Origin of the sequence: Oscillibacter valericigenes, from assembly GCF_021531435.1 — a bacterium.
Classification (GTDB): domain Bacteria; phylum Bacillota; class Clostridia; order Oscillospirales; family Oscillospiraceae; genus Oscillibacter; species Oscillibacter valericigenes_B.
Window position 1 is genome coordinate 1 of sequence record NZ_JAFBIS010000027.1, and the last position, 26928, is coordinate 26928.

The window sequence follows — 26928 nt, forward strand, 5'->3', positions numbered from 1 at the left end:
TTTGTTCTCATTCTTGACTTAGTCGAAGATTTTCATACTGTCGAGGTTCGTCGATTACACAGAATTTTCTGCGGTCTCATCTCCTTCCGTGTGGTCAGATTTGCGGTCAAAGAGGGCCTGTACGAGACCGTGATCACCAACCTTCCCGCAGACCGGTTCCAGCCTCCGCTACTCCGTGAGCTTTACCACAAACGCTGGGGTATCGAGACATCTTTCCGGGATTTGAAATACACCCTTGCGCTGACACACTTTCATGCAAAAAAGCGCTCATTTATCAAGCAGGAGATCTTTTCCAGAATGACGCTCTATAATTTTGCTTCCTTGCTTCGTCTACATGCTATTTTTACACAGCCGGAGGGCAAATATCTCTACCGCGTTAACGCCGCTTTCGCCGCTCACATTGCACGGGAGTTCCTGCTTGACTTTGTTCCTGCGGCCAAAGTGGAGCCTTTGATTGCAAAATTCCTGCTTCCTGTTCGGCCTGGCCAGCAAAAACCGAGGAATATGCGCGTGAAGCGCCCGGCCAGTTTTCAGTACCGGATGATTTGAGGTTGTTTTATATTCGTTTTTCGCGGAGGAAACTCCGCGCTTTTGTCGTGCCCTCTTTCCTGATGTATGTGTTTACTAAACCGCCTCCGAGATTTTCTCCCGGAGGCGGCTACATTGGGGCGGTTATCTTAATGAGATTAGGCTTAGCCGGAGGTTTTGACTAGTGCGCCAGGCGAGCGCACATTCTAACGGGTGAAAGTCCCGAGACCGCCCGGCAGTGGGAAGGTCATAGCCGAAGGCAAGGGTGTCCATCGTGAGGTGGAATCTGAAGGAAGCCGGATTGCGGAGCTGCGAAGTGCTCCAATGGGCAAACCTCTGGCCTGACGAACAGAAATCGCATATAAGGCCGCAGATGAGGGTGAGACTGCTAAAGAAGCCAAAGCCCAATAACTGCACGGAATCATCTGAGGTAAATGCGGCAGGTATAAGAGGGAAAGAATGTGTGAGTACCCGGGGAGGTCTGGCAGGCGCGTCAAGAAGACATATTCGGAAAAAAACGCGTAGTAACAACGAACTGCCAGAAGTCAGCCGAGGCCATAGTACCGGGGGAAAAAAACCGGAAAGGGCCGAACAATCGTTAGTCCGAGAGAAGGACAGAAGGAGGTCAATGCGGTGAAGGCGGAAAACAGAGACAGCTGCCTGCAAAGGGATAGTGCGGAACATGAAGAGTATGCAGGAGCGCGGAGCATTGACAGTCGGGAAAGCCGGAAAGCGGACGGTGCAGACCTGCTGGAACGAATCCTGGACAGGGAAAACCTGAACAGGGCGTACAAGCGGGTAAAGGCAAACAAGGGAGCGCCGGGAATTGATGGGATGACCATCGAGGAGGCTTTGCCTTGGTTGCGGGAGAACAGGGAGACCCTGTTGGAGAGCATACGGAATGGGAAATACAAACCCCAGCCGGTGCGCCGGAAGGAAATCCCCAAACCGGATGGCGGAGTACGAAAGTTGGGAATACCGACCGTAGTAGACCGCGTGATCCAGCAAGCCATAGCACAGCAACTCACCCCAATCTACGAACCGCTGTTTTCGGACGATAGCTTTGGGTACCGCCCGAAACGGAGTGCACAGATGGCGATTCAGCGAGTGAAGGAATACGCAGAGAAGGGCTATACCAGAGCGGTGCTCATAGACCTGTCCAAATATTTTGACACGCTGAACCACGAACTGCTGATGAACATGGTGCGGGAACAGGTGAAGGACAAGCGGGTAACGGAGCTCATCAAGAAGTACCTGAAAAGCGGGGTAATGGAGAACGGCCTGGTAATCAAAACCAGAGAAGGCTCACCCCAGGGCGGCCCGCTTAGTCCGCTGCTTGCGAACATCTATCTGGACAGATTCGACCAGGAGATGAAACGCAGAGGAGTGCCGGTAGTTCGATACGCGGATGACATCGTAGTTCTGGCCAGAAGTGAACGAGCGGCGGAAAGACTGCTTGAAACCAGCAGGCGATACCTTGAGGGGAAGCTCAAGCTAAAGCTGAACATGGAAAAGAGCAGGACGGTAAGTGTGGTATCAGCCCGAAATTTTAAGTTTCTGGGCTTTGCGCTGGGAAAGGGACGCAACGGATATTTCATCCGCGTCCACGCAAAGTCCGTGAAGAAAGCCAGACAAAAGCTGAAAGTGCTGACTTCCCGCAGCCAGGGCTACAGAAATGTACGGATGGTAATGGAACGAGTAAAGGTCTACATCCGGGGATGGCTGGGTTATTTCGGGATTGCAAGCATGAAAACCACAATGCAGGAATGGGATAAGTGGCTGCGCCGCCGACTGCGGATGTACATATGGAAGCAGTGGAAGGTGCCAAAGGCTCGAATCAGAAATCTCATGAAGTTGGGCGTGCCGGAATACAACGCCCATAGATGGGGATATGTGAAGGGCTATTGGAGAGTGGCAGGAAGTCCGGTGTTGACAAGCTCCATAACAAACAAGAGACTCGCACAGGCGGGATACTATTCCATATCCAGCCGGTACGAGTCCCTGCACTTATGCGATTGAACCGCCGTGTACGGAACCGTACGCACGGTGGTGTGAGAGGACGGCGGCTAGTCACCGCCTCCTACTCGATTGTCGAGACTTCAGAAATAGAGCTGCATGATGTCCATAATCAACACAAAAAGCTTGGCAATATAATAAACCGCCAATACCACTGCACCGACTGCTACCAGAACTTTAGTAGCAACAGAAAAGAGCACCATACAGGGGACATAAAGATCCCATCCGGGAAACAGCAACGCACCGCTGTATCCAATCACTGCGGAAGCCCAGTTTCCGAAACATCCGATCAATAGTCCCGCGAGCAGCACGAGCCACTGCTTACCCCGCAACTTATGGTAAAGCTGGGGAAGCCGCTTGTAAAGTTCAATATCAAAGAACCGGAACAAATACTGAAGAGTACCCTTCAATCCGGTTCCCCGATAAGTGGTGATCCAGCAGCTCCACGCAGCATCCACGCGGTGCTTGTGCGCCACCCGCTCCCGAATATCCTTAGGCACCTGATCCAGATAAGGCTGGACCTCCCGGGTGTAAATATCCTGCAGGTCTGTCAAATACTGGTTGTAAATGAGATCCTGCTGTTCCTTATTCCGATGGCTGACGCCACCGCTACGGTGGCACACTGCCACAAAGTCCACATATAGAACGGGGATATGTTCCCGGGCGATCTTCAGATGCAGAGGCCAATCTTCCACCAGATGATACGACTCGTCGAAATAACCGTGCTTCTCAAAGAACGTATGACGGAAGAATGTGCTGACAGATGGCAGATACGGGTGCTGTACAAGCTCATTGAATAATGCGTTGCTGTCCTGATGGTGGAGTAGGATCTCACGGATATGGGGCTGGACAAAATAATAGTGAATGTCTTTCACTTTTTCACCGCACATGGCTACCTGAGCCATTAGAATATCCATATCAGATTTGGTGGATAGCTCCTGCACATAGGTGGATACTACCTCCGGGTTGTCGAGGGTATCGTCGGCGGAAACACTCATGAAATACTCGCCTTTTGCCAGTTTTGCCACAATATTCAGGTGTTTCACAGTGCCTACGTGCTTCTCGTTGCGATTGATATACCATGCGGTTATGTTCTTTCCGGCATGCTTTTCGATGTACGTCCGGATACGCTCCTCGGGGAAATTTTCGGAGGCATCATCGGAAACAATCAGTTCAATATTGGGATAATCCTGCTTAAGGACGGAGTTCAGTGCCTGGTAGACATATTGAAACTCATCATAGCAAAGTATAATAATCGTTACCAATGGATTCATTCTGTCCACCTCACTTTCCCAGCAGCCGGGTTTTGAGGTCTGCGCGAAGAGACAGCAGAGTCAAAATAACGTTAGCGCATAGCTTCATAAGGATCAGTGCAATTGCCAGTAAAATAATCGCGGCCATCCATCGGCCGGTGTTGTCCCACGGAAACAGATTTACTCCAAGCTGCATCAGCACGCCCACCACCAACGCCGAGGTACATTCCTTCCGAATGTGGAACCTAGAGCGGTAGGTAATGGCGGACATCAGCTTGATATAGAAGAGTACAGGCAGCTTTTTCATACGGAATATTAGCTTATGTGCAAAGCTGGCATCCTTCCAGAAGAACTCCAACTCCCTGCGCATCTCGATGGCGTTGGCACTGTACTGGCACCGCAGCACCTGCCGCCAGGTGCCGTGCTCCTTCAAATTGGGTACTTCCGCCCGAAGTAGGTCGGCACACTCCTGGTAGTGCCGGGCTCGAAGATGGTTGATGGTGAACTCGTTGTCACCGCTGTTGGAAATGCCGCCGTAGCGGTAACGGATGATCAGCATGTCCACAAAGTCAATGGCCTCTCCAGCCTTGGTCACGCGAATCCAGAAAGGCCAGTCCTCCGTATAAGTATACTGCTCATCGTAGCCGCCCATTTTCTCGAAGAAATCCCGACGCATGAAGATACAGGGGGCAAAAATAGGACACCACGGGCGAAGGAGCATAAAATTGTACTGCTCTGCCGCCGTCATGCCGGAAATCATGTTGAAGTCATAATCGGTGGGATAGAGGTCTTGGGTGGGCTTTCCGTCATGGGTGATGGCCTTTGCCCTGCCGCAGACGATCTTGGAATTATGCTCCTCCATGTACCGCACCATTTTGGCGAAAACATCGTTGCTGTAAAGCATATCGTCCGCCGCGATGGTCTTGAAATAATCGCCCCGCATACGGGAGATGCAGCGGTTGCAGTTCTTCACGATACCGATGTTTTCCTCATTGGAGAATACTTCGTAACGCACCAGATTGTTTTTGCGGTGTTTTTCGATATAGCGCTCAATCTCCTCCCGGTCAAAATCGTAACTGTGATCGTCGGCAATGATCACTTCAATCGCGGGATAATTTTGCCGCAGAATGGAGTCAATGCACTGAAAAATATACTCGTGTTGGTTATAAGAGACAATCCCTATTGAAAACAGGGGACGGCTCCGCTTTGGCTCTTGCCAGGTGGACTGCTCCCTTTCCCGCTGTTGTTCCATCCATTTCTCCTCCTCCATCATCTGTTTATCTATTTTCGTATTGGTCACAGATCGCCTGGGTCTCGCCGGCGGCCTGCAGTACGCCATGCTCCAACCACACGACCCGGTCACACATTTCCCGAATCTGGCCCATGCTGTGGGATACGAAAAGCACTGTGGTGCCGCCGCTCATCAGTTCCAGCATGCGTTTGCGGCTTTTTTCCTGGAAATTGGCGTCGCCCACAGCCAGAATTTCATCCACGATCAGAATTTCCGGGTTTACCACCGTGGCCACGGAAAAGGCCAGCCGCATCAGCATACCCGAGGAATAGTTTCGGATGGGAACGTCAATAAACTGCCCAAGCTCTGAAAAATCCACAATTTTCTGGTACTTGGCGTTGAGGAATTCCTCGCTGTACCCCAGAATGGCGCCGTTGAGGAAAATATTCTCCCGGCCTGTCAGATCCATGTCAAAGCCGGAGCCAAGCTCCAGCATGGGCACAATATTACCACGGCAGACGACGCTGCCTTTCGTGGGCTTCAGGATGCCGGAGATCACCTTTAAAATTGTGCTCTTTCCGGCTCCGTTGTGACCGATGATACCAAGCACCTCGCCCCGGTATACATCGAAGGAGACATTTTTCAGCGCCCAGAACTCACTGGTTTGAATCTTTCCGGCGATTGTGCGGGTGACAAACTCCTTCAAAGACATGATCTTATCATCCGTCAGGCGGAACCGCATGGAAACGTCCCGGACTTCGATCATCGCGTCGCGGGAGACAGCCCCCCGTGCCTGGTTTTCGTTCTTATCTTGATTCATTCCGACCCCCGCTTACAGATACAGGACAAACTGATCCTGAGATTTCTTAAACACAATGCTGCCGATAGCCAGCATTACCACAGCCACCATGGCACCCTGGATATAGAGGTGAGGGTCCGGCGAAACGCCGTCGATGATGCAGGAGCGCATAAACGTCACATAGAAATACAGCGGATTCAGCTTCACGATCGTCTGGATTTGTTCCGGCAGTATGTTGACGGGGTAGAAAATGGGCGTCAGATACATCCAGATGGTGGTCAGTACGCTCCAGAGAAACTGGATATCCCGGAAGAACACCATAGCGGCTGAAAGCAGAAGTCCCAGTCCCAAACAGAATATTGCCAGCAGTATCAGCGGAATAGGTAGCAACAAAAAAGCCTTGGTGATCGGCAGACCGCTAAGCAGCGCCACCGCCATCAGCGGGATCAGCGAGATCAGCAGGTTGATAAGGGACGAGAGAATCCGGGTCAGGGGATAGATATATTTGGGCATATAGACCTTTGTGATCAGGCTCTTATTGCCGATGATGGACATCAGCGCCATGCCGCAGGATTCCGCCAGGTAGTTGAAGACCACGTTGCCGCACAGCAGATACACAGGAAAATACGCGATGTTGAACCGAAACATATTGGAGAACACCACATATTGTACCAGCATATTTAAAAGGGGATTTAAAAAGCTCCAGAAAACACCGAGAATAGAGCGCTTGTATTTGGCCTTGAAGTCCCGGTCCACCAGCTGCTTGATGAGGAAACGGTATTTTTCCAGCGCCATCAAAGCGCCTACCAGTAGCGTGGGCTTCCCGGATTTCCACCGGTGCCAGCACCACAGCAGATATGCCGCCAGCACCGCCCAGACCGCTGCCGCCAGACGCCAATAGTACAGGCCAATCCATGTGCGGTCCTCCCCGATGACAGAGAAACTGAGCAGACCGTCACTGGGCTGACCATTGAGAGTAAGGGCAAAGGGCGTCCGGCCTTCAGATAGAGCGGTGTTGGCTTCTGCCGCACCGTTGGACGCCATCAGAGGTGTTACGCCGCCACCTTCCGGCGAATCCGCTGTCAGCCGCAGCACCAGCGGAAGGTTATCAATATCATCTAGCGGTATTCCCTCGGTGACGGTGGTAATACAGCTTTCCGTGAAGGCTGAGGCGTCATAGTCCTGAGACAGCAGACATTCGCCGGTATTGCCGTTGTACAGCCCCACGGTGACGGTGCCGCTGTTGGTGGAGCGGTAATACGCGCCCCACTGCACATTGATAGACTGAATGCGCTGCATATGAACGCTAAATGTCTGCTCCACAACGGCGCCGGAGGTCAGTTCCACGGAGCCCGCATCCGGGTTCGCCATGGATATATAGCCCTGGGATTCCCGGAAGTGAAGCTGATAACCCATCAGGACATACAGCAACACCACCAGCACCCAGTAGCCCAGCAGCAGTGCCGTGAAAATGCGCCGCATAGGAAAGGTTTGGTTACTTACAGGGTTCTTCATAGTTACATTCCTTATTACCGCCTGCTTCCGCGCGTCCGGTTATTGCCGGAGCGTTCAGAGGATAACGGCTTCTATTCTTCCGCCGGTAGGGTTGTTCCATACCCGGAGCTCGCCTTCTTTTGCAGCCTTTGAAATTACGGAGCCTGTTTCAGAAGGCGGTGATATCGGCAAAAACCTTCATTTTGCCTCTATCTCTGCCAGTTCTGTGTCTTCCTGAAAGTTTAGCCGCTGTTCCTCAATCACAAGAGGGCGGTTGATAATACGGGTATTCATGCTCATAATGTATTCTCCCAGCAGACCAGTGAAAAACATTTGGAGTCCGCCTAGAAAAAATACACCAATGAGGATTGGCACATTGCCGGCCAGAAAGCGATCCCAGTAGACCAGTTTTAAAATCAAATATACCAATGCAATCACAAAGCTGATGCCGGAAATGATAAAGCCGCCGAAAGTTGCGAGGCGCAAACCGCCCTTTGTATAGCTGGTAAAGCTCAGCATGGCGGCATCGAACAGGGAAAAGAAGTTGTTGGAGGTCTTGCCCGCGCGCCGCCGTTGCTGTTCATAGGGAATCTCCAGGTGATCCGGTGCATATTCTGCCACAATGCCCCGCAGGAACGGAGTGGGGTCTTTCAGCGTGCGCAGAATATCGAGGAAACTTTTGTCATAGAGACCGAATCCCGTAAAATGCTCGATTTGTTCCACACTGCTCATGGCGTGGATCATTTTGTAGTATATGCTCCGCATCCAGTACATGAGCCTGTTTTCCCTGCTGGTGGTTTTGATCATGCTGACCACCTTATAGCCCTTTTCCCACTCATGAACCATGGTTGGAATCAGTTCAACGGGATCCTGAAAGTCCGCACAAAGCAGGATTGCGCAGTCACCGGTGGTCTGGCAGAGGCCGTAGTAAGGGCTGTTGAACTGTCCGAAGTTCTTCATGTTGAAAATTGCTTTCACATGGGAGTCTTCGCGGCACAACTCCCGCAAGATATCCCGTGTCCGGTCTTTGGATTTGTTGTCGATGAATAAAATCTCATAATCATAGGTAGGGAGTTCCTTATACAAGATTTCCCGTACAGCCTCACAAATCGGTTTTACATTTTCCTGCTCATTGTAACAGGGAATCATAATGGAAATTTTTTTCATAGCTATCATCCTTTGCTAGCGAAATGTCCAAAACTTATTGAGCAGAAAATTCAGCGGAATCGTGATGAGGAGATTAAGAACCGGACTGATTACCGCCGACCAGTGCAGGATGTCCACCTCCAGATACAAAAGGCCGGTGCTCAACAGAAAGGTTACGCCATAACTGAGATAAGTCTTGCCCAGTTTCTTTAGTCCCGCCTTCCAGCCAGTTGCTTCGCTAGTGAATACATACTTGTTGTTCCAGAAAAATGCGTTAGCCACGCTGACGACCCAACCCATCACGTTGCCTATCAGATACAGCTTTTCGCTGATCCATAAAAAGACATAATATACAGCTAAGGAAATCAGCGTATTGGATACGCCGACAAGCCCAAACTTGATAAATTGTATCAAGGATGCCCTATTTGGCAGTTTCATTCCTATCCCCCATATTGCATACTGTCTATCATTGCGCGAATACCCTCTGCAAAGGTAATGCGGGGCGCCCAATTCAACTCCCGCTTCAGCTTGGAAACATCCGGCCATAATGATACCATACCCGTTTCGGGGTAGGGAACTGCGCCGAACAGCAACTCGCTTTTTGTCTGTGTGACAGTAGCCATCTCCTCAACATAGGCCCGAAGCTCCCGAAGGTCACCGCTACCGAAGTTGTAGATGCCGTCAGGACAGGGCGCGTTGCAAAGAGAGGCCAAAGCTTCTGCTGCGTCATCGATATGGAGAAAATCCCACATCTGGATACCCTGGGTCAGCTTGCAGGGCCTCCCCGCGATCATGTCTGACAGGATACTGACAACCATGGCACCGGAAAAATCCCCGGGGCCATACAGGCTAAAGAAACGGGGCTCTTTGAGCGCAACTCCGGCATCCCGACACAGGGCTGCCGCCTGCTGATACAGCGCCAGCTTGAACTTGCCATATTCTGTATTGGGAAAACAGGGGCTCTCTTCTGTAATCTTTTCCTTGTGGGGGCCATATTCCGCTTGGGAGCCTGCCAGTACGATACGGGCGCAGCCCGCGCTGAGGACTGATCGAATCCCGGCTAATGAGTATTCCAGATTCTTCTCTTGCCGCATCGTATCCATGCGGGATGTCCCCCTAGTTCCGTCCCAGGCTAGGTGGACAAAGCAGTCGCAGGGCCCTGTAAGCTCGCCGAGGCGGTTATACTCCGCCATATCCAGGAACACTATCTGCTCCTTTTCCAAGAGGTCCGTTTCCACATGCCCGGGCCGCACCACGGCGATTACTTCCCATGTTTGACTTTTTAATTTTTGAATAAGCGGTTTTCCGAGAAAGCTAGTCGCTCCTGTCACCAATGCCTTTTTCACATATGTCCCCCTTAATCATTCTCAGCGCCCATCTAGGCAGATTTGGACCAATTCCTCCATCAGATCCTCTGCCAATGGGGGCTCCTGCTGATGAATTGGCTTGTTCAGCCCCAGCTTTGGAAACACATGTGTGGTCTGGGGCAGGCAGAGTTCGATAAAGACGGGGTTGTCATCTGCAAACACAGAGGACAGCGTATTCGTATCCAGAGCGGAAACAACGCGGATGCCGTATGCCGCTGCAATTCGGGCAAAATCAGGAACTGTAAAGCCTTTTCCATCATCGGTCTGCATATAGTTGCTGTTGAAATACATCTCTTGAAAATGGTGAATCATACCCAGTGCATGGTTGTTCATCAGGACGATTTTGACCGGCAGCTTTTCCCGGGCGATAAATTCTAGCTCCTGTATGTTCATCTGGAATCCGCCGTCACCCACGCAGCAGACCACGGGCTTTTTGGTGGCGACAGCCGCCCCGATGGCGGCGGGCAGGCTGTATCCCATCGCACCATGACCACCGGAAAACAGAACCCTTTGATGTGGCTTTATGGACATGCTCTGAGCGATCCACACCTGGTTTTGACCAACATCCGTGGTAACTGTGATTCCGTCGGGAAGCAGGTTTCCTAATTTCTCAGCCAGCAAATTCCCTGGCTCTGGGTTGTCTGCGGCCGCCAGCTTTCGGCGGATCCGCTCACAGCGGTTTCTCCAAGAGGAAAAGTCCCACTCCAGATTTTCTGCTTTTCGCCGCAAAGCAGGCAGCAGAGTCTGAAGAGGCACCACATATTGCCGTTCTTGCTCATTTGTTCGGTTTTCCAGCTCTCCCGCATCAATATCCACCCGCAAAATCTGCGCTTTTGGAGCAAAGAGCGCTTTATTTACGCCTGTTTGACGGCAGTCCAGCCGGCTGCCGAGGGTCAGGATACAGTCACTGTGATCAATTAGAAAATTAGCGATACGGGTACCATACGCACCAATCATTCCGTAATGGAGCGGAGAGTCAGAGGGTAGGGCATCTACGGCAATCATGCTTGTCGTAGTTGGGATACCCGTCAGATTGACAAAGGAGCGGAACGCATCTGTTGTAGAAGAGAGCGCAATTCCGTGCCCTGCCAGAATAAGTGGGCGCTTCGCGGTTCGCAGTACCGACAGAATTTCGGACGCGATTGCTTCCGCCTGAGGTAGAGCGCTTTGGGTTTCCATATGTATGCCTGCGGGACACCCCGCGACCTCGCCCCGAAAGACATTCATGGGAATATCCAGCAAGACGGGGCCGCGCCGTCCGCTCATTGCCGTTTTCCAGGCCCGCTCCAGAGCACCGGGAAGCTGGGATGCTTCCGTTACCATAAAGGCGTTCTTGGTGACCGGTTTAGCCATGGAAACGATGTCTGTTTCCTGAAAGCCTCGCTGCCGGACACCCAAGATCCCTTTTTGCTCATAGGTATTCACCTGACCGGTAATAAAAAGACAGGGTAACGATTCAAAATAAGCACAGGCGATACCCGTTAGGAGATTGGTAGCTCCCGGGCCACTGGTGGCGTATGCAACGCCGGGAAGCCCGGTTATTTCCGCCCATCCGCAGGCAGCCATAGCGCAGGCTTGTTCATGGTAGTTCACATGGGCAGAGATATTCTCCCGATACCGGTCTAAAGAGTCCATGAGGTGTGTTACCATCCCACCGGGATAACCAAACACATCCGTAATGCCATTTTGAATCAGAAATTCTACAATATAGTCCGAGGCTTTCATAGGAAGCTCCTTTCCGATTATTGTTCCACCGCTTCCAAAATCATCTGGGCCATATAATCAATCATTTCATCCGTCATACCCGGGTAGACGCCGACCCAGAAGGTGTCCCGCATGATGCGGTCGGTGTCGGACAACGCACCTACCACACGATATGCATTTGTGCCTCGAATCTGATTGAAGCAGGGGTGCTTGGTTAGATTGCCGCTGAACAGCATCCGGGTCTGGATGCCTTGGCCTTCAATATAGCGGACAACTTTCTCTCGGTCTATGCCTTCCTTTACGGTCATCAGGAAGCCGAACCAACTGGGTGTGCTGTTGGCTGCGGGCTCCGGCAAAATCAGCTTATCAGCTGCCGGTTCCAGTGCCGCCCGGAGGCGGGCCCAATTGTGGCGGCGGCGTTCCACAAAGGCCGGGAATTTTTTCAGTTGCTCACAGCCGATGGCAGCCTGCATATCTGTGACTTTCAGATTATAGCCGAAATGGCTGTATACATACTTATGGTCGTAGCCCTTGGGTAACTCGCCGTACTGGCCGTCGAACCGATGACCACAGAAGTTGTCCCGTCCGGAGGGACAGACGCAGTCTCGGCCCCAGTCCCGGTAGGACAGGATCAGGCGGTGGAGCTGAGGGTTATTTGTATAAACACAGCCACCCTCACCCATGGTCATGTGGTGGGGGGGATAAAAGCTGGACGTTCCAATGTCTCCCCAGGTTCCGGTGAAGCGGGTCTCGCCGTCGATGGTATACTGACTGCCCAGTGCGTCGCAGTTATCTTCCACCAGCCAGAGGCCGTGTTTGTCACAGAAGCCCTTGACGGCTTTCAGGTCAAAGGGGTTGCCCAGCGTATGGGCAACCATAACAGCTTTGGTCTTTTCGCTCAAAGCAACTTCCAGCTTCGTCACGTCAATGTTGTACTGGGGAATGGTCACGTCCACAAATACCGGAACTGCACCGTACTGGAGTACCGGCGTCACAGTGGTGGGAAAGCCTGCGGCCACAGTAATGACTTCATCCCCCCGCCTGATTTGCCGTTCCCCCAGCTCAGGGGCGGTCAGTGCAGAGAAAGCAATCAGGTTAGCGGAGGAACCGCTGTTAACCAGACTGGCAAAGCGGATACCCAGCCACTTGGCGAATTCTCTCTCGAATTCTTCGGCAAATCGACCTGTAGTTAGCCAGAAATCTAGGGCTGAATCAACCAGGCTACACATTTCCTTCTCGTCAAAAACTCGCGCGGCATAGGTAATGCGGTCTCCGGGCTGAAAGGGCTTTTTATTTTCCTTATATGCGTGAAAGTAATCGGCCACCAGACCAAGAATTTCCTTGCGGGCCTCCGATTCGCTGTTCCATCTTCCCATGGTTTAATCCTCCAAAAATGCTTGAATTTCCCGATCCATTTCCGCGGCGGTATCCCCACCGCTCAAATAAACCTTTGTCCATGCCGCCGTCTGTGCCACGGCTTCCTGAATATGCCAGCGGGGCCGCCAGCCAAAGGTGTTCTTCAGCTTAGTGCAGTCTAGCTTCAGGAAATTCGCCTCATGGGGGGCATTGGCCTCGGAACGGTTCTCCCAGGTCATTCCTCCGCCCCATGTGCGGCAGAACAGGTCTACTAGATCCCCGGTGGTTACACAGTCACAGTCATCCGGACCAACATTATACCAGCCAGCCAGGGCCTTGTCTGCGTACTGCCGCTGGGCCAGCATCAAATACGCCGTCACCGGCTCCAGCACATGCTGGTAGGGCCGGGTGGAGTGGGGATTCCGGACAATGATGGGGGTTTTGACCTCCGCTGCCCGGACGCAGTCGGGAATAATGCGATCCCGGGCAAAATCGCCGCCGCCGATGACATTGCCTGCCCGGGCGGTGCTTATAGCAGGGCCACCGTTTTTAAAGAAGCTGTTCCAGTAGCTGTGGGTCACAAGTTCAGAGCAGGACTTGGAATTGGAATAAGGGTCGTAGCCATCCAGCGGTTCGTTTTCACGGTAGCCCCAGGCCCATTCCTTGTTTTCGTAGACCTTGTCTGTGGTGACGTTCAAAAAGCTGCGGACGCAGTCCGACTGGCGCACGCACTCCAAAATGTTGACAGTCCCCATGACATTGGTCTCATATGTATATACCGGCTGTTCATAGCTTGTCCGCACAATGGGCTGGGCTGCTAAATGCAACACGATTTCCGGCCGCGCGGCGTCAAACGCGGCCTTCAGGGCACCATAGTCCCTCACATCCCCCAAAATAGAGGTTATTTTCCCATCCAGTTCCGCCAAAGAAAAGAGGTTGGGCGAGGTTGGCGGCTCCAGAGAATAGCCGGTTACGACAGCACCCGCATTTACTAGAATCCGGCACATCCACGTGCCTTTAAAGCCGGTGTGCCCAGTGATAAAGACCCGCTTGCCGCGGTAAAATTCCAAATCCAGCATCAGTCGGCCCACACTTTCCACGGGGCCTGTCCGGTAGCCCACATCTTTTCCAGCATCTCCTTTTCCCGCACAGTGTCCATACACTGCCAGAAGCCCTCATGCTTATACGCCATCAGCTGGCCCAGTTTGGCTACGGTTTCCAGCGGCGCTTTCTCCAGCACGGTGGAGTCACTCTCAATGTAGTCGATAAATTCTGGCTGGCAGACCATAAAGCCGATGTTGATCAGGTTGCCGTCTCCCTGGGTTTTTTCCCGGAACTCCCGGATTGCGCCGTCTTCGCCGATGTCCAGAACACCGAAACGCTGGCCGGCGTTGTAAGCGGACATAGTGACCAGCTTGCCATGGGACTGGTGGAATTTCACTAGTTCTGCGACGTTCAAATCGGCCACACCATCGCCATAAGTCAGCATAAAGGGTTCATTGCCGATATACTCCTTTACCCGCTTCACCCGGCCGCCGGTCATGGTGTTTAGCCCGGTATCCACCACCGTTACTTTCCAAGGTTCGGAACTATTATGATGGACGGTCATTTCATTTTTGCCGTGGGTAAAATCAAAGGTCATATCGGACGTGTGCAGGAAATAATCCGCGAAATATTCCTTGATGACATGTTGTTTATAACCCGCGCAGATAATGAATTCGTTGAAGCCATAGGCGGAATAAAGCTTCATGATATGCCAGAGAATCGGCATGGTGCCCAGGTTTACCATGGGCTTGGGCTTGAACTGGCTTTCTTCCGAAATGCGGGTGCCGAAACCGCCAGCCAATATGACAACTTTCATAGAATAGCCTCCTGTTTCATAGAATGATGCGAATCGACATTTTTGAGAATTGGACGGTTATTCCGTCACACCTAATTTGACCAGAATGTACCCATCTACCATTTGGATTGAACTTTGATTTGGATAGACTGGCATAGTTGATGCTACAGCCCGGATATCATCGGGCAAGTCTTCCTCATTGCCAAACGTCATAAAGGGCGAAATGTTATTTACAATGTAGTAATAAAGAACGCGCTGGGCATATACTTCATCCGCAGCGGAGCCGAATCCCATGGCGGTGGTGTTGATTGCGTCAAAATCGTGGCCCATTCCTTGGCTACTGAGAAACAGGTACGGTGTACTGCCCATCAGAACTACCGGCGTCTCTATAGTATAGCCGGGGATATCCTGTATTTGAGCGACTAAGGCCGTGCTCTTGCTCTGGAGATTGTAATTCTCATGAAACAGTTTTTGATACCCCTGATTGTCACGGATGAACCAGCTCCATACACAAGCCGCCACCAGCAGCAACGAAACACACCGGATGACGCTCTGCCGCCCGAAAGATTCCTCCGGGGGGAAACACTCTTGAAGCAGGACCGGTACACAGATGAACAGCATAATGAATGGGTAGACCGTGATGTAATAGTAGGACTGGTTTGCGCTGAGAACGCCGATGATATTAATCGCCAGCGGATAAACGACCACCAGAAGAATTCCCAGTAGCACACTCCGTAGGAGCTTTTCCGGCAGATCCCTCTTTACCAGTGTCCACACCGCCAAAGCCGCCGCAGCCAATGCCACCGCTGTGTAAAGGACGGCCATTATGCGGCTGGGCTGGCCAAGATTGTCCTGAAGCAGAAATCCATAAATATTATTCAGGGCTACAAGGACCGCTTCACACAGTTTTGTGGGCTCCAGAATACTGGCCATATCATTGATTCCTTTGTAAGAATCCAATGAGGTTCCTGTAAGCTTCAGGGCGACCTGTAGCACCGCGTAATACAGGCCGATGGAAACCAACAGCTGGACAATGTACCGGAGTCCTCGCAAAACGATATCCTGGCAGCTATGTTCTGCCCGAAGGAGGTCCAGAATACACAGCAATACCAAAATGGAAGCGGTGAGTCCCAGATACGCCTGATACGAACCAATGGAGAATGTCAACAAAACGATTCCCAATAAGATAGACAGCCAATCATCCTTTTGGGCGAAATAGGCAGCCAAAACCGCCATTAACGCTACCAACTGAAAATAATCCGCCGCCCGGTACATCAGCATGGTGGCGACAGAGGGAAAAGCCACCGCCACCGCACCGATTAACCAGCCAGCCCATTTACTCCGCACAGAGAAAATCAACGTCAGGACACCAGCTAACAGTGCGGTAGCGACAATTCCAACAGCGCCGCCAATGTAGTTCAGTGCCAGAGTGCCTTTGTAAGCGTGCAACGGCGTTACGAACCATTTGCCTTGAGTCAGCAACCAGTCCATATTGGTATAGGGCAAAATCACGCTGTCGTGATTAAAGATATAGTTTGACAGCATAAAGAAATGGACGAAAAAACCACATATAACCGTAAATAGTACCGTGCTTCGAAAAACAGCGCTGTCGGATACCTCTTCGTATATGTCACGCAGGTAGCTCCGCCGGAGAGCGGTGAGCAGTTTCATCAATGAATCCTCCTGTTGTAGTTACGCAATAGAAGCGTCACCGGTTTCCGTACATCCGCTGATAGTAATTCTGGTACTCGCCGCTAATGATCTCCTCCCACCACTTGCGGTTGTTCAGATACCACTGGATCGTTTCCTGGATACCGTCGGCAAACATAGTCTCCGGCAGCCAGCCCAGCTCCCCGTGGATCTTAGCGGGGTCGATGGCATAACGCATATCGTGGCCCTTGCGATCCGTGACATGGGTGATGAGGCTTTCGGGCTTGTCCAGCGCTTTACAGATCAGCTTAACGATGTCGATATTCTTCATCTCATTGTGGCCACCGATGTTGTAGACCTCCCCTACCCGGCCCTTTTGCAGGATCAGGTCGATGGCCTTGCAGTGGTCCTCCACATACAGCCAGTCCCGGACGTTGAGGCCCTCGCCGTATACAGGCAGGGGCTTGTCCGCCAGGGCGTTGGCGATCATCAGGGGGATCAGCTTTTCCGGGAACTGGTAGGGCCCGTAGTTGTTGGAGCAGCGGGAAATGGTCACCGGCAGGCTGTAGGTCCGGTGATAGGCCATGGCCAGCAGGTCGGCGGAGGCCTTGGAACTGCTGTATGGGGAACTGGTGTGAATGGGGGTCTCTTCGGTGAAGAACAGGTCCGGCCGGTCCAGGGGCAGGTCGCCATACACTTCGTCGGTGGAGACCTGATGGAAGCGCTCCACGCCGAAGATCCGGCTGACGTCCATCATCACAGCGGTGCCGAGGATATTGGTTTCTAGGAACACGCCAGGGTTTTCGATGGAGCGGTCCACATGGCTCTCAGCGGCAAAGTTTACCACCACCTCCGGGCGCTCCTCCCCGAACAGCTTCGTGATGGCCTCCCGGTCGCAGATATCCGCCTTGACAAAGCGGAAATTCGGATTTTTCAGAGCCTCTTCCAGCGTGGAGAGATTGCCGGCGTAAGTGAGCTTGTCCACACAGACGATACGATCCGTGGGATGCGCTGCCAGCATATGGTACACAAAGTTGGCGCCGATAAAGCCGGCACCACCGGTGACGAGGTAAGTCATGGTAAAAGCTTCCCTTTCTTATTTCATTCATCTGGTGCCGGACCGCGGCCCCCTGCTTTACTGGTAGAAAATCTTATCCTCGGCCACATTCCGCAGGTGCTGGCCGTAGGGAGACTTGCCGTAAAGGGCGGCGCTTTCCAGCAGCTTTTCCTCTGTGATCCAGTTGGCCTTATAGGCGATCTCCTCCGGAGCGGAGATCTTGATGCCCTGGCGCTGCTCGATGATGCGGACAAAGTCCGCCGCCTCCACCAGAGAGTCCATGGTACCGGTGTCCAGCCAGGCATATCCACGGCCCATGAGCTGCACGTCCAGGATGCCCTTTTGCAGGTACATCTCATTGAGGGTGGTGATCTCTAGCTCGCCCCGCTTGCTGGGTTTCACCTCTTTTGCCAGGGCGGACACGCCCTTGGGATAAAAATACAGGCCGGTGACGGCGTAATTGCTCTTGGGCTGGGCGGGCTTTTCCTCGATGGAGGTGGCCCGGCCGTTTTCATCGAAGGCCACCACGCCGAACCGCTCGGGGTCAGGCACATAGTAGCCAAACACCGTGGCACGGCCCTGCTCCGCGGTCTTTACCGCCTGGCGCACCAGGTCGCCCAGGCCGGCACCGTAGAAAATATTGTCGCCCAGAACCATAGCGGCGCAGTCGTCCCCGATAAATTCCTCGCCCAGCAAAAACGCCTGGGCCAGACCGTCGGGCGAGGGCTGGACCTTGTAGCTCAGCTGGATACCGAACTGACTGCCGTCCCCCAGGAGCCGCTCAAAGTTGGGCAGGTCTACCGGGGTGGAGATGATGAGAATATCCCGGATACCCGCCAGCATCAGCGTGGAAAGCGGGTAATAGATCATGGGCTTATCGTAAATGGGCAGAAGCTGCTTGGAGGTCACCATGGTCAGGGGATAGAGACGGGTTCCAGCGCCGCCGGCCAGGATAATACCTTTCATAAGTATGCTCCTTTATCTTCAAAAATGTGAATTTCCGAAAGCTCGGGATGGGCGGCGTAAAACTGCTCCTTGCTGCATTCCAGCTCGCACTCGTAGCCGCCGGTGACAAAGGGGTGCTTCCCCACCACCGTATAGCCCAGGCGGCGGGAACGCTTCATGCTGGCCTGGTTGTCCTCGTGGATGCGGGCCACGATGCGCTCCAGACCCAGCTTTTCAAAGCCCACATACACCGCCATCAGCTCACTGTAAAAGCCCAGAGACTTGCCCCGGGCCTCGTCGTCCCCGATCATGGTCTTGCCCACCTCGGCGGTGATTCCCACGAAATCGTACAGGGACGCGGAGCCGACCATCCGGTGGAGATTCTCCGTCTCGTCCGCCACGAAGGTAATGATGTTGGGGTCCTCCTGGTTCCGGTGGAACCACGCCAGCTGCATCTCCGGCGTGATCTCGCCCACCGGAGTCAGGTACCGGGAGAGGTTGGCATTGTTGCGCCATACCCGCAGCAGCTCAATGTCGGATTCCCGCACGGGCCGGATCAGGCAGTTTTTGTAGGACGCACAGTAAGAATGCTTCATGATTATGTTCCTCCTTGATCGTTCAATTATGAAAACGCGTTCAGGGCGTCCACCACATAGCTCACCTCGTCATCGGTCATTCCATAGAACATGGGCAGGCTGAGTTGCGTGGCGCTAATCTCCTCAGCAATGGGCAAGGCACCCTTCGGGATACCAAGGGACGCATACGCACCCTGCAGGTGCATGGGAATGGGATAGTGCTTGTTTGTGGCGATTCCCTTGTCCGCCAGATATGCCGCCAGCTCGTCCCGCTTCCGGCAGCGGACGGCGAAAATGTGCCACACTGGCTCCGTGCCGGGAAGAATATAGGGCAGGGTAAGCTGGGGGTTATGGATCTCATCCAGATACCGCGCGGCAATGCGGCGGCGGTCCTGATTCATCCGGTCCAGATGGGGCAGCTTTGCCGCCAGGAACGCAGCCTGAAGCTCGTCCAGCCGGGAGTTATTGCCCTGATAGACGTGATGGTATTTGTAGTCGGAACCATAGTTGCCCAGAGCCCGGACTTTTTCGGCCAGGTCACGGTTATTGGTGACTACGGCACCGGCGTCGCCCAGAGCGCCCAGATTCTTTCCGGGATAGAAGCTGAAACCGGCGGCGTCGCCGAAAGTACCAATGCGCTGGCCGTGGTACGTGGCGCCATGAGCCTGGGCGCAGTCCTCCACCACAAAAAGGCCGTGGGCCCCGGCAAAGGCCATGATGGGGTCCATATCGCAGGGCTGACCGTAGAGGTGCACCGGCATGACGGCTTTTGTCTTCGGCGTCAAGGCCGCCTCCAGCCGGGCGGGGTCCAGATCGTAAGTACGGATGTCCGGCTCCACAAATACCGGAGTGGCCCCGGTGTAGGTGACGGCCAGGGCCGTGGCGATATAGGTGTTGGAGGGGACCAGCACCTCGTCTCCCTCGCCCACGCCCAGAGCCTTCAAAACCAGCATCAGGGCGTCCAGCCCGTTGCCGCAGCCAACACAGTGCTCCGAACCACAGTAGGCGGCAAAGGCCTTTTCAAATGCCTCGTCCTCCTGGCCCTCGATATACCAGCTCCGCTGATACACCCGCTCAAAGGCCGCCCGCAGGTCGGCGTCCAGCTCCTTTTCCAAAGGCTTGAAGCTCACAAAAGGTACGTTCATGCCTGTTCCTCCCTATGGTTGATATAATTCAGAAAATCCTCGTAATTCCGGATATAGTCCGCCTCGGTATACGGCTCCGAGGCCAGCACCAGCAGCACCGCGCCGGGAGAGAAATCGAACATCTCCCGCCACATGGCATTGCCCACATACAGACCCAGGGTGGGGCTGTCCAGCGTCACGGTGCACTTCTCGCGGCCGTCGTCCAGCAGCACCTTGCAGCTCCCGTGAACGCAGAGCAACACCTGCTCCAGTTTCTTATGGGCATGGAATCCCCGGCGCTGGTCCGGGCCGACCTCATACAGGTAGTAGACTCGGCCGATGGGAAACGGGATGTCCTTCCCGGGCTCCACAGCGGCCAGCTTCCCACGGGGGTCGCCGTGTTCTGTAAAATGATAAAATTTCGGTTCCATGATTCTTCCCTCCTGCCCGTCAGCGGCGAAACAGCATTCCGTACAATTTCCGGACCGTCAGGGAATCCCGCAGCCGCATATTCCCAAGGGAGAGCAGGTAACGTCCCATTCCCAGCCGGCGGCGGTAGGGCCGGATCTCTGTTTCAAAGGTATAAGATTTATCTTTCAGATAATCCGGGTGGATCCCGGTGGCAAAGCCGGTGTCCGCCCGGTATTTGGCGCCCCAAAAATCTCCAAAGGCGATCTGACAGCCCTGCCGGGTGGCCCGCAGCCAGGCGGGCCAGTCCTCCAGCAGACGGCAATGCTGGTCATAATAGCCGTAAGTTTCGAAGAAATCCCGCGTGTAAAACATACCGGCGGCAGGCAGGTCGTTATGCACGCACAACCGCTTCCAGACCTCCTCCGGAGACAGCTCCGGCAGCGACCGTAAAAATTTGTCCCGCAAAGGCTCCACGGGCTGAAGGGCCGGGTCGCATTTCATGACACGGGCCGCCAGCAGGCAGGCCCCTGTTTCCCGGAACATCTGAGAAACCTGCGTCAGCACATGGGCGTCGTACAGGGCGTCGTCCGCCCCGATACCCTTGAGGTAAACGCCCCGCGCTTCCTCCAGCGCCCGGTTGAAATTCCGCACGGTGCCCTGGTTTTCCGCAGTGGTCAGCACCGCGTAATGACGGATGTTGGCCCCGGCGTTGGCCTGGAGGTACGCCTCCACAGCGGCCCGGTCAAAGTCCGGCGTGCCGTCGTCCGCCACCAGCAGCTCCACATTGGGATAGTCCTGGACCAGCACGGAATCCAGTGCCGTGTATAAAAAGTCCCCGCTGCGGTAAGACAGCACGATGACCGAAAATAAGGGCGCATCCATAAAGGCTTCTCCTGCTTCCAAAATCATGTTCCCGGCGGGCCGATGAGATCCCGGTACAGCGCCAGCAGCTTTGCCGCCTGGGTGTCCCAGTTGAACTCCTCCGCCACGGCACGGCGGCCGGCCTCCCCCATCTGGGCGGCTTCCGACGGGTGCTCCGCCAGATACCGGGCGGCGGCGGCGATGGCGTCCGTGTCAGCCGGGTCCACCAGCATGGCGAAGCGGTATTTCTCATTTACCTGCCGGGCATAGGCTGAATCGCTGAGGATCACCGGCAGGCCCATGGCCATATAGTCGTAGACCTTCATATTAAAGGTGTCGGAGAGGTTATACTGTCCGCCGTCCGGCAGGACACACAGGCCCATGGCGGCCTCCTGATAGACCTTCGCCACAGCGTTCCGGTCCAGCGGGCCGCGAAAATCCACATACCGCCAGCCGGGTAAGGCCCGGACCCGGGCACCGTAGTCCTCCGGAACAAAATCGCCCACAAAAATCAGCTTCATCCCCGCTTTTTCCGCGGCCTCCACCATGTTCTCCGCGCCCCGGTCCGGAGTGACGTGACCCACGAAGCACATGGCGGGGCTCCCCTTTTCCCGGGGGACATAGCGGGCATACAGCTCATCCTTTTGGGCGTAATTGGCTACCAGAACCGTCCTTTGAGAGACTCCGGCAAAGGGGTCCTTCCCCTGGATGGTCCCGGGAAAGATGACAGCGTCAATGCGGCGGAGCACATACCGTTCATACCTGGCGTACAGCGCCGCCGCCAGCTTCGCGCATTTGAGATAGTGCTTGGAACGCAGCAGCACGGCGTACAGCTCATGGCTGTCGAACACCACCCGCTTGCCCTGCCGCTTCAGCTTCAGGCCATACGGCAAAAGCTCCGGGTCGTGGATCTGATAAAGGTCCGCGTCCTCCGCCAGCGCCGCGCGGTAAATGCTCCGGGTGAAAAACAGCATCCGCTTCAGGCGGCTGCCCGGGGGCTCCCCCTCGCCTGTCACACGGACGCCGGAGTCCTCCCGGCTGGTCCCCTTCGCCACGATGGAAACTTCATACCCGGCTCTGGCCGCGGAGACGGCGGAGCGCTGAAACATACACAGGTCGTGGCTCTCCCGGACACTGGAAAGGTGGCAGATTTTCATGGGATACGCTCCTTTCTTCGCGCGGTGGGGTCAACGTGACCGCACAGACCCCGCCGGACCGGGGCGTCAGACTCTGGTGAATTTTTCCTTCTCATCGGCCACACGGGACGCCGTGGTCTGCCCTTCCGCCACGCCCTCTGTGCTTTCAGAGAGAAAGAGGGTCTTTACCGTGGCAAACATCAGGGCGATATCCTGGACAATGGACTGCCTGGCAATATACATCAGGTCCATTTCCAGCTTATCGTAAGAATCGGTATTGTACTTGCCGTAGACCTGAGCATACCCCGTCAATCCAGCCTTTACCTGCAGCCGCAGGCGGAATTCCGATATGACCGCTTCATACTGGGCGGCGATCTCCGGCCTTTCCGGCCGGGGGCCCACGATGCTCATCTCCCCGCGAAGGATGTTCCACAACTGGGGAAGCTCGTCCAGCCTGCATTTCCGAAGGATATGGCCCACCCGGGTGACCCGGTCATCCCGATCACCGGTGGAAAGCCGGGCTACGCCGTCCTTTTCCGCATCCGTACGCATGGAGCGGAACTTTAATATCTCAAATTCCCGCCCATGGATCGTCAGCCGCCTTTGCCGGTAGAAAACCGGGCCGCCGTCATCCAGCTTCACCGCCAGGGCTATCAGTGCGAACAGCGGGCTTAACAGCACCAGAAAAACACTGGAAAAGGCAATATCCATGCCCCGCTTGGCCGCGCGATACCAGATGGAAGGTTGCGCGGCCTGGGTATACAGGAACGGCAGTCCCGCCAAATGCACCCGGTTGGCGCCGCTGAGGAGCAGGTCTCCGATTTTCGGACGGATATAGGCGGGAAGATCCCGGGCAACACACATCTTTAACAACGTATTCCGGGTGCTGGAGGGCAGGCCGCACAGGATCACCGCCTCCGCGCCGTACAGCAGCGAGCCGTCAATTTCCATCTCCTGCTCCAGGCGGATCTCCCGAACGATCCGGAATTTCCAGGTCAGTTCCCGCAAACCCTGCGTGGAGATATAGGCGTCCTCATTTTCATAAATCAAATAGGTATCCAGGGGGGGATACAGCCAATCCGTCAGCCGGACGGCTACCCACGCCCACATGGTGCTCAGCAGAACATTGGCCGCCATCAGCACAACCAGGGGCACCGGGTTTACCAGTTTGTATGACAACAGGCACAAAATGCAGTAAAACATTCCGTCCGTCAGTACGGCGGCAATTCCTAGGGAGTAGGCAATCTCTCCGGTACGGCTGACCGTGGTATGGAACCCGCCGTACAGTTGGGCAAAGGCGGTATACATGGCCAGATACAGGGCGGCGATAGCACAATACCCCCAAAAATAGAAGCTATAACTGGCCTGATAGCGGTAGTAGACCATCCAGCTCAGCAGGAACAATCCCGCCTGGGACAAGACCAACAGACCCTTCACAAAATGGAGCAGGGTGGCACGGCCTTTATTCGGATGTCTCACGTCACCTTTCCGCATGACTTTCCTCACAGTTTTCTTTGTTTCCTTTTGGGGCGGACCCTCAGGGGCTATTACCCCTCCAGGACGCCGGACAGCAGAATATAGGCCGCCTCGCCGGAAATTCCTTCCTCTTTTAAAGACCTGCACAGCTTCAGGAAGGTCTGGTTTTTCGCATTCAGTTCCACGGTTTCCAGTCGGTCTTCACTGTTCAGTGCATCCAGCGCGTCTCCCAGGGCAATGACGCCTTCCAGGAACGCGTCCATATTCTCCGCTCCCATGGCGGGCAGCACCTCTTCACGGTAAAAATCCATTTGCAGATTCCAGCCGTCGGCACTGCTGCGGACTTGATGGAGTCCCTCCCGCGAGCAGGCAAAGAGCTCGTTCCACTCCTCCCGAGGCAGGTAGTAGTACCGGGCAAGACCGCTGCAATATTCATAGGTCCCTCTTTTGCGAAGGGCGGAAACATAACGGAACATGGCACCGTTATAGGTGGGACTTTTCAGTTGTACAGCAGTCGCCACATAGTTCAATTCATACGTGGAACGGACAAACACATCCCGGCTGACACAGCTTTTCAGCACGTCCAGATACTCATAGACACTGTCTGTAGCATATTCCGTCCGTTCTACCATCCGGTGACTCTCCAACAGACCGCCGAATACGGCCAGGTACAGGGCAAATACGGCAGTTAAGACAATCCCGAAAATCGTAGCTTGCTTTTCTCCTTTGGCCGTTTCCACTTTTAAAAGAGGCTGCGCGTACAGCAGTACCGGCAGAAGCAGCAGGATATAGGAGAAGCACTGAAAGCCTCGAATAGAAAAATTAATTTCCATCAGACTATGCCCGTTCATCAGTACCCACACCGCTGCCAGCATGGCCGCCAGCGGCGCTGTTTCTCCACCCCGCCGCAGGGCCCGCAGGCACAGCCAGGCCGAACCCAGCACCAGCGCCAAAAACGCGGCAAGTCCCACAAGGCCAGTCTCACACAGCACCTGCAGGGGCTGGCAGTGAACGTACTTGGACTCATAGGCATAGGGCTGCACGGAGCGGTAAAGGTTTTCAGTGGATGCCAGTCCGTGGCCGATGACCGGGCTCTGCGTGAAAATCGTGACCGCGTCTTTGATGTACTGGAGCCGCGCCCAGGTGGAAAAGCTGTTGCTCAGACTATCCTGCAGACGCTCTGTGATAAATCCCGGCAGCAGCGGGTGATCCATGGCAAGGGCGGTGCCGTCGGAAAACACGGCGGAGTGCAGCTGGGTCTCCGGCGCGCCCCTGAAGGTCACCAGTACGGAGCCGCCGTCAGCGGGCACCGTAAAGGACACAGCAACAGGGTCACCATCATACAGCACGTCCCATTGATTCATCAGCGCGCCGGTGCGGTCCCGCCACAGGACCTGGATCCGGGACAACGCATCCCCATCAACAGCCAGCGTATAGTCTCCGGCACTCAGGGCCGTACCCCGTTCCAGATACCCGCTCTCCCCCAGCGTCGCGGGACCGGTAACGACAAATCCCGCTACCGCATAAGCCGCGCATAATACCAACACAGCTCCGACGGAAACAGCGGCAATACGGATATGCCGCCCGCAAAGCTCCGCTAAACGGCGAACCAGCAGCGTGTCCAGCAGAAAGATGATCCCGCCGGAAAGGATCGTCAGGAAGGTAGGCAGAATACTGCCCCGAACCAGTGCGGAGGCAGCGGGAATGGACAGCGCCACCACTACGGCAGCGGAAATGGCCATACGAAAAAAGAGAACCAATCTCTCTCCCTTCCCCGCTAGAACCAGCCACAGCAGACAGGCAATGGCAAAGAACAAAATCGCGCCGCGGCTCAGGGACAGGAAAAAGCTCATGGCATTAATCCCCAGCAGAACGCAGGCCAGGAATACATTCCGGCGGGATTTTCCATGTCCCGCCAAGTACAGGGCCAACATCGTCCCCATGCCGAAGATACAGCCGGTAACATTTGCGTCATTATAGAGGCCATTGATCCGGTTGGTGGTAGCAACTTCCAGAATATTGGAAAAATCGGCACCCAGGGCATTTATCAAGGTGTTAAAGCCGGAAAACAGCGGCCCCGGAACAGCGGAATCCACACTCAAAAGACCAATGGCGGCGCTGACCGCACAAAGGCCCCATACCAGGCCGGGAACATCTCCCCGATCAAACCGGGCCAGCAAAATCACCGACAGCGCAAAGGCCGCAATGAATTTGTAATATTCGGACACCGCGTAAGCATCAAAGGGGGAGTAAATGGCGGCGGCCCCCTCCATCACGGCAAAAGCCAACAGTCCAAGCACCGGAACGCACAGCAATGCCTTAAACCGGGCAAAGGCCTTCTTTCCAAGCAGGCTCAAAAACGCCAGCACGCACAAAATGATGCTCATGCGGCCGGTCTGGACGGTCATGGCAAGAAACAGCAGAACAGAAAAAACAACGGACTTTATAACCGACAAAAAACCGCCTTTGTCAGGGGCGGCCATCTTTTCCTTTGTACTTCCAATATTTACATGCGTATTGACCTGGGAAACATTCTTTTTTTGTTCAATGGGTTTTCGCTTCATGATTTCCTCCAACCGATGCCATGACCTCACGTCAAGTACAGTTTCGTATTATTCATTAGGTTACAATTATATAGCAAATAACGATGAGTTTCAACCCTTTTCGCGCCCTTTCGCCGTCCTGATTTAAAAATATGCAAGGAAAACAGCCCTTAGATTTCCTGCTGGCAAAGAACTCGCGATGAAGTGGCGGAGAACACTTATCCAAAGCCGCAAATCGTGGAACCGTTTCACAATGCCTTGTGTAAAAAAACAGCTACCTTGAAAATGAACCGCTTTCCGGTTGCATACTTTCACCGAAACGGTTTCAAATTCGTATAACGGAGCATTCCTGTAACTCGTAAAACGCGCCAATTGAAAAAAGAAGAACCTCACGATAAGATTGAGATGCATCTTGG

Annotated in this window: 24 protein-coding genes; 2 read left to right on the plus strand and 22 right to left on the minus strand. The window is 54.2% G+C overall.

Going from position 1 to position 26928, the window contains the following annotated elements:
• Together JQM68_RS11705 and ltrA are read left to right on the plus strand one after the other, a co-directional pair.
• On the plus strand, positions 1–549 hold a 549-nt coding region (locus JQM68_RS11705), incomplete at its 5' end, for a transposase (protein ID WP_235223186.1).
• Between the two features lie 612 nt (positions 550–1161).
• Positions 1162–2547, plus strand: a complete 1386-nt coding sequence (gene ltrA, locus JQM68_RS11710; protein ID WP_235223187.1) for a group II intron reverse transcriptase/maturase — start codon at positions 1162–1164, stop codon at positions 2545–2547.
• Between the two features lie 80 nt (positions 2548–2627).
• Here the strand turns inward: ltrA and JQM68_RS11715 are convergent, their stop codons facing one another.
• The 22 genes from JQM68_RS11715 to JQM68_RS11820 form a co-directional block, all read right to left on the minus strand.
• On the minus strand, positions 2628–3818 hold the full coding sequence (locus JQM68_RS11715; protein WP_235223188.1) for a glycosyltransferase: 1191 nt from the start codon (positions 3816–3818) through the stop codon (positions 2628–2630).
• 10 nt (positions 3819–3828) lie between these two features.
• The gene (locus JQM68_RS11720; protein WP_235223189.1) at positions 3829–5049 is read right to left on the minus strand and encodes a glycosyltransferase; all 1221 of its coding nucleotides are present in this window, start codon (positions 5047–5049) and stop codon (positions 3829–3831) included.
• A gap of 25 nt (positions 5050–5074) precedes the next feature.
• Positions 5075–5848: an ABC transporter ATP-binding protein gene (locus JQM68_RS11725; protein WP_235223190.1), complete on the minus strand. Its 774-nt coding sequence runs from the start codon at positions 5846–5848 to the stop codon at positions 5075–5077.
• Positions 5849–5860: 12 nt separating this feature from the next.
• Positions 5861–7342, minus strand: a complete 1482-nt coding sequence (locus JQM68_RS11730; protein ID WP_235223191.1) for an ABC transporter permease — start codon at positions 7340–7342, stop codon at positions 5861–5863.
• Positions 7343–7519: 177 nt separating this feature from the next.
• Complete coding sequence (locus JQM68_RS11735; protein ID WP_235223192.1) at positions 7520–8488, minus strand: glycosyltransferase family 2 protein; 969 nt, start codon at positions 8486–8488, stop codon at positions 7520–7522.
• Between the two features lie 15 nt (positions 8489–8503).
• Positions 8504–8905, minus strand: a complete 402-nt coding sequence (locus JQM68_RS11740) for a GtrA family protein (protein WP_235223193.1) — start codon at positions 8903–8905, stop codon at positions 8504–8506.
• Positions 8906–8907: 2 nt separating this feature from the next.
• On the minus strand, positions 8908–9813 hold the full coding sequence (locus JQM68_RS11745) for an NAD-dependent epimerase/dehydratase family protein (protein ID WP_235223194.1): 906 nt from the start codon (positions 9811–9813) through the stop codon (positions 8908–8910).
• A 21-nt stretch (positions 9814–9834) separates the two neighbouring features.
• Positions 9835–11559 (minus strand): thiamine pyrophosphate-binding protein, encoded by a 1725-nt coding sequence (locus JQM68_RS11750; RefSeq protein ID WP_235223195.1) that lies wholly within the window; start codon positions 11557–11559, stop codon positions 9835–9837.
• A 17-nt stretch (positions 11560–11576) separates the two neighbouring features.
• On the minus strand, positions 11577–12914 hold the full coding sequence (rfbH, locus tag JQM68_RS11755) for a lipopolysaccharide biosynthesis protein RfbH (protein ID WP_235223196.1): 1338 nt from the start codon (positions 12912–12914) through the stop codon (positions 11577–11579).
• 3 nt (positions 12915–12917) lie between these two features.
• Positions 12918–13973, minus strand: a complete 1056-nt coding sequence (rfbG, locus tag JQM68_RS11760; protein WP_235223209.1) for a CDP-glucose 4,6-dehydratase — start codon at positions 13971–13973, stop codon at positions 12918–12920.
• Positions 13973–14755: a glucose-1-phosphate cytidylyltransferase gene (rfbF, locus tag JQM68_RS11765; protein ID WP_235223197.1), complete on the minus strand. Its 783-nt coding sequence runs from the start codon at positions 14753–14755 to the stop codon at positions 13973–13975. The genes rfbG and rfbF overlap by 1 nt, the downstream gene beginning before the upstream one ends.
• Before the next feature lie 57 nt (positions 14756–14812).
• Positions 14813–16405, minus strand: coding sequence for a glucosyltransferase domain-containing protein (locus tag JQM68_RS11770; protein ID WP_235223198.1), 1593 nt, complete (start codon positions 16403–16405; stop codon positions 14813–14815).
• Between the two features lie 37 nt (positions 16406–16442).
• The gene (gene rfbB, locus JQM68_RS11775) at positions 16443–17462 is read right to left on the minus strand and encodes a dTDP-glucose 4,6-dehydratase (protein ID WP_235223199.1); all 1020 of its coding nucleotides are present in this window, start codon (positions 17460–17462) and stop codon (positions 16443–16445) included.
• Between the two features lie 57 nt (positions 17463–17519).
• The gene (gene rfbA / locus JQM68_RS11780) at positions 17520–18407 is read right to left on the minus strand and encodes a glucose-1-phosphate thymidylyltransferase RfbA (RefSeq protein ID WP_235223200.1); all 888 of its coding nucleotides are present in this window, start codon (positions 18405–18407) and stop codon (positions 17520–17522) included.
• Entirely contained in the window at positions 18404–18982 is a 579-nt protein-coding gene (locus tag JQM68_RS11785; protein ID WP_235223201.1) for a GNAT family N-acetyltransferase, read from the minus strand. Before JQM68_RS11785 ends, rfbA begins: the two co-directional genes overlap by 4 nt.
• Before the next feature lie 26 nt (positions 18983–19008).
• The gene (locus tag JQM68_RS11790) at positions 19009–20106 is read right to left on the minus strand and encodes a DegT/DnrJ/EryC1/StrS family aminotransferase (protein ID WP_235223202.1); all 1098 of its coding nucleotides are present in this window, start codon (positions 20104–20106) and stop codon (positions 19009–19011) included.
• Entirely contained in the window at positions 20103–20516 is a 414-nt protein-coding gene (locus JQM68_RS11795; RefSeq protein ID WP_235223203.1) for a sugar 3,4-ketoisomerase, read from the minus strand. Before JQM68_RS11795 ends, JQM68_RS11790 begins: the two co-directional genes overlap by 4 nt.
• Positions 20517–20535: 19 nt before the next feature.
• On the minus strand, positions 20536–21378 hold the full coding sequence (locus JQM68_RS11800) for a glycosyltransferase family 2 protein (RefSeq protein WP_235223204.1): 843 nt from the start codon (positions 21376–21378) through the stop codon (positions 20536–20538).
• A 23-nt stretch (positions 21379–21401) separates the two neighbouring features.
• Positions 21402–22514 carry a glycosyltransferase family protein gene (locus JQM68_RS11805; protein ID WP_235223205.1) on the minus strand — a complete coding sequence of 371 codons (1113 nt, stop codon included), beginning with the start codon at positions 22512–22514 and terminating at the stop codon, positions 21402–21404.
• A 66-nt stretch (positions 22515–22580) separates the two neighbouring features.
• Complete coding sequence (locus JQM68_RS11810; protein ID WP_235223206.1) at positions 22581–23972, minus strand: sugar transferase; 1392 nt, start codon at positions 23970–23972, stop codon at positions 22581–22583.
• Positions 23973–24040: 68 nt separating this feature from the next.
• Positions 24041–26425, minus strand: coding sequence for an O-antigen ligase family protein (locus JQM68_RS11815; RefSeq protein WP_235223207.1), 2385 nt, complete (start codon positions 26423–26425; stop codon positions 24041–24043).
• Positions 26426–26656: 231 nt separating this feature from the next.
• Positions 26657–26928, minus strand: a 272-nt coding sequence (locus tag JQM68_RS11820; RefSeq protein ID WP_235223208.1) for a hypothetical protein, incomplete at its 5' end; no start/stop codon positions are given.

Coding starts and splice junctions, on each gene's coding strand:
- JQM68_RS11715 (WP_235223188.1), bottom strand. CDS start 3,818: ATGAATCCATTGGTAACGATTATTATACTTTGCTATGATGAGTTTCAA.
- JQM68_RS11720 (WP_235223189.1), bottom strand. CDS start 5,049: ATGGAACAACAGCGGGAAAGGGAGCAGTCCACCTGGCAAGAGCCAAAG.
- JQM68_RS11725 (WP_235223190.1), bottom strand. CDS start 5,848: ATGAATCAAGATAAGAACGAAAACCAGGCACGGGGGGCTGTCTCCCGC.
- JQM68_RS11730 (WP_235223191.1), bottom strand. CDS start 7,342: ATGAAGAACCCTGTAAGTAACCAAACCTTTCCTATGCGGCGCATTTTC.
- JQM68_RS11735 (WP_235223192.1), bottom strand. CDS start 8,488: ATGAAAAAAATTTCCATTATGATTCCCTGTTACAATGAGCAGGAAAAT.
- JQM68_RS11740 (WP_235223193.1), bottom strand. CDS start 8,905: ATGAAACTGCCAAATAGGGCATCCTTGATACAATTTATCAAGTTTGGG.
- JQM68_RS11750 (WP_235223195.1), bottom strand. CDS start 11,559: ATGAAAGCCTCGGACTATATTGTAGAATTTCTGATTCAAAATGGCATT.
- rfbH (WP_235223196.1), bottom strand. CDS start 12,914: ATGGGAAGATGGAACAGCGAATCGGAGGCCCGCAAGGAAATTCTTGGT.
- rfbG (WP_235223209.1), bottom strand. CDS start 13,973: ATGCTGGATTTGGAATTTTACCGCGGCAAGCGGGTCTTTATCACTGGG.
- rfbF (WP_235223197.1), bottom strand. CDS start 14,755: ATGAAAGTTGTCATATTGGCTGGCGGTTTCGGCACCCGCATTTCGGAA.
- JQM68_RS11770 (WP_235223198.1), bottom strand. CDS start 16,405: ATGAAACTGCTCACCGCTCTCCGGCGGAGCTACCTGCGTGACATATAC.
- rfbB (WP_235223199.1), bottom strand. CDS start 17,462: ATGACTTACCTCGTCACCGGTGGTGCCGGCTTTATCGGCGCCAACTTT.
- rfbA (WP_235223200.1), bottom strand. CDS start 18,407: ATGAAAGGTATTATCCTGGCCGGCGGCGCTGGAACCCGTCTCTATCCC.
- JQM68_RS11785 (WP_235223201.1), bottom strand. CDS start 18,982: ATGAAGCATTCTTACTGTGCGTCCTACAAAAACTGCCTGATCCGGCCC.
- JQM68_RS11790 (WP_235223202.1), bottom strand. CDS start 20,106: ATGAACGTACCTTTTGTGAGCTTCAAGCCTTTGGAAAAGGAGCTGGAC.
- JQM68_RS11795 (WP_235223203.1), bottom strand. CDS start 20,516: ATGGAACCGAAATTTTATCATTTTACAGAACACGGCGACCCCCGTGGG.
- JQM68_RS11800 (WP_235223204.1), bottom strand. CDS start 21,378: ATGGATGCGCCCTTATTTTCGGTCATCGTGCTGTCTTACCGCAGCGGG.
- JQM68_RS11805 (WP_235223205.1), bottom strand. CDS start 22,514: ATGAAAATCTGCCACCTTTCCAGTGTCCGGGAGAGCCACGACCTGTGT.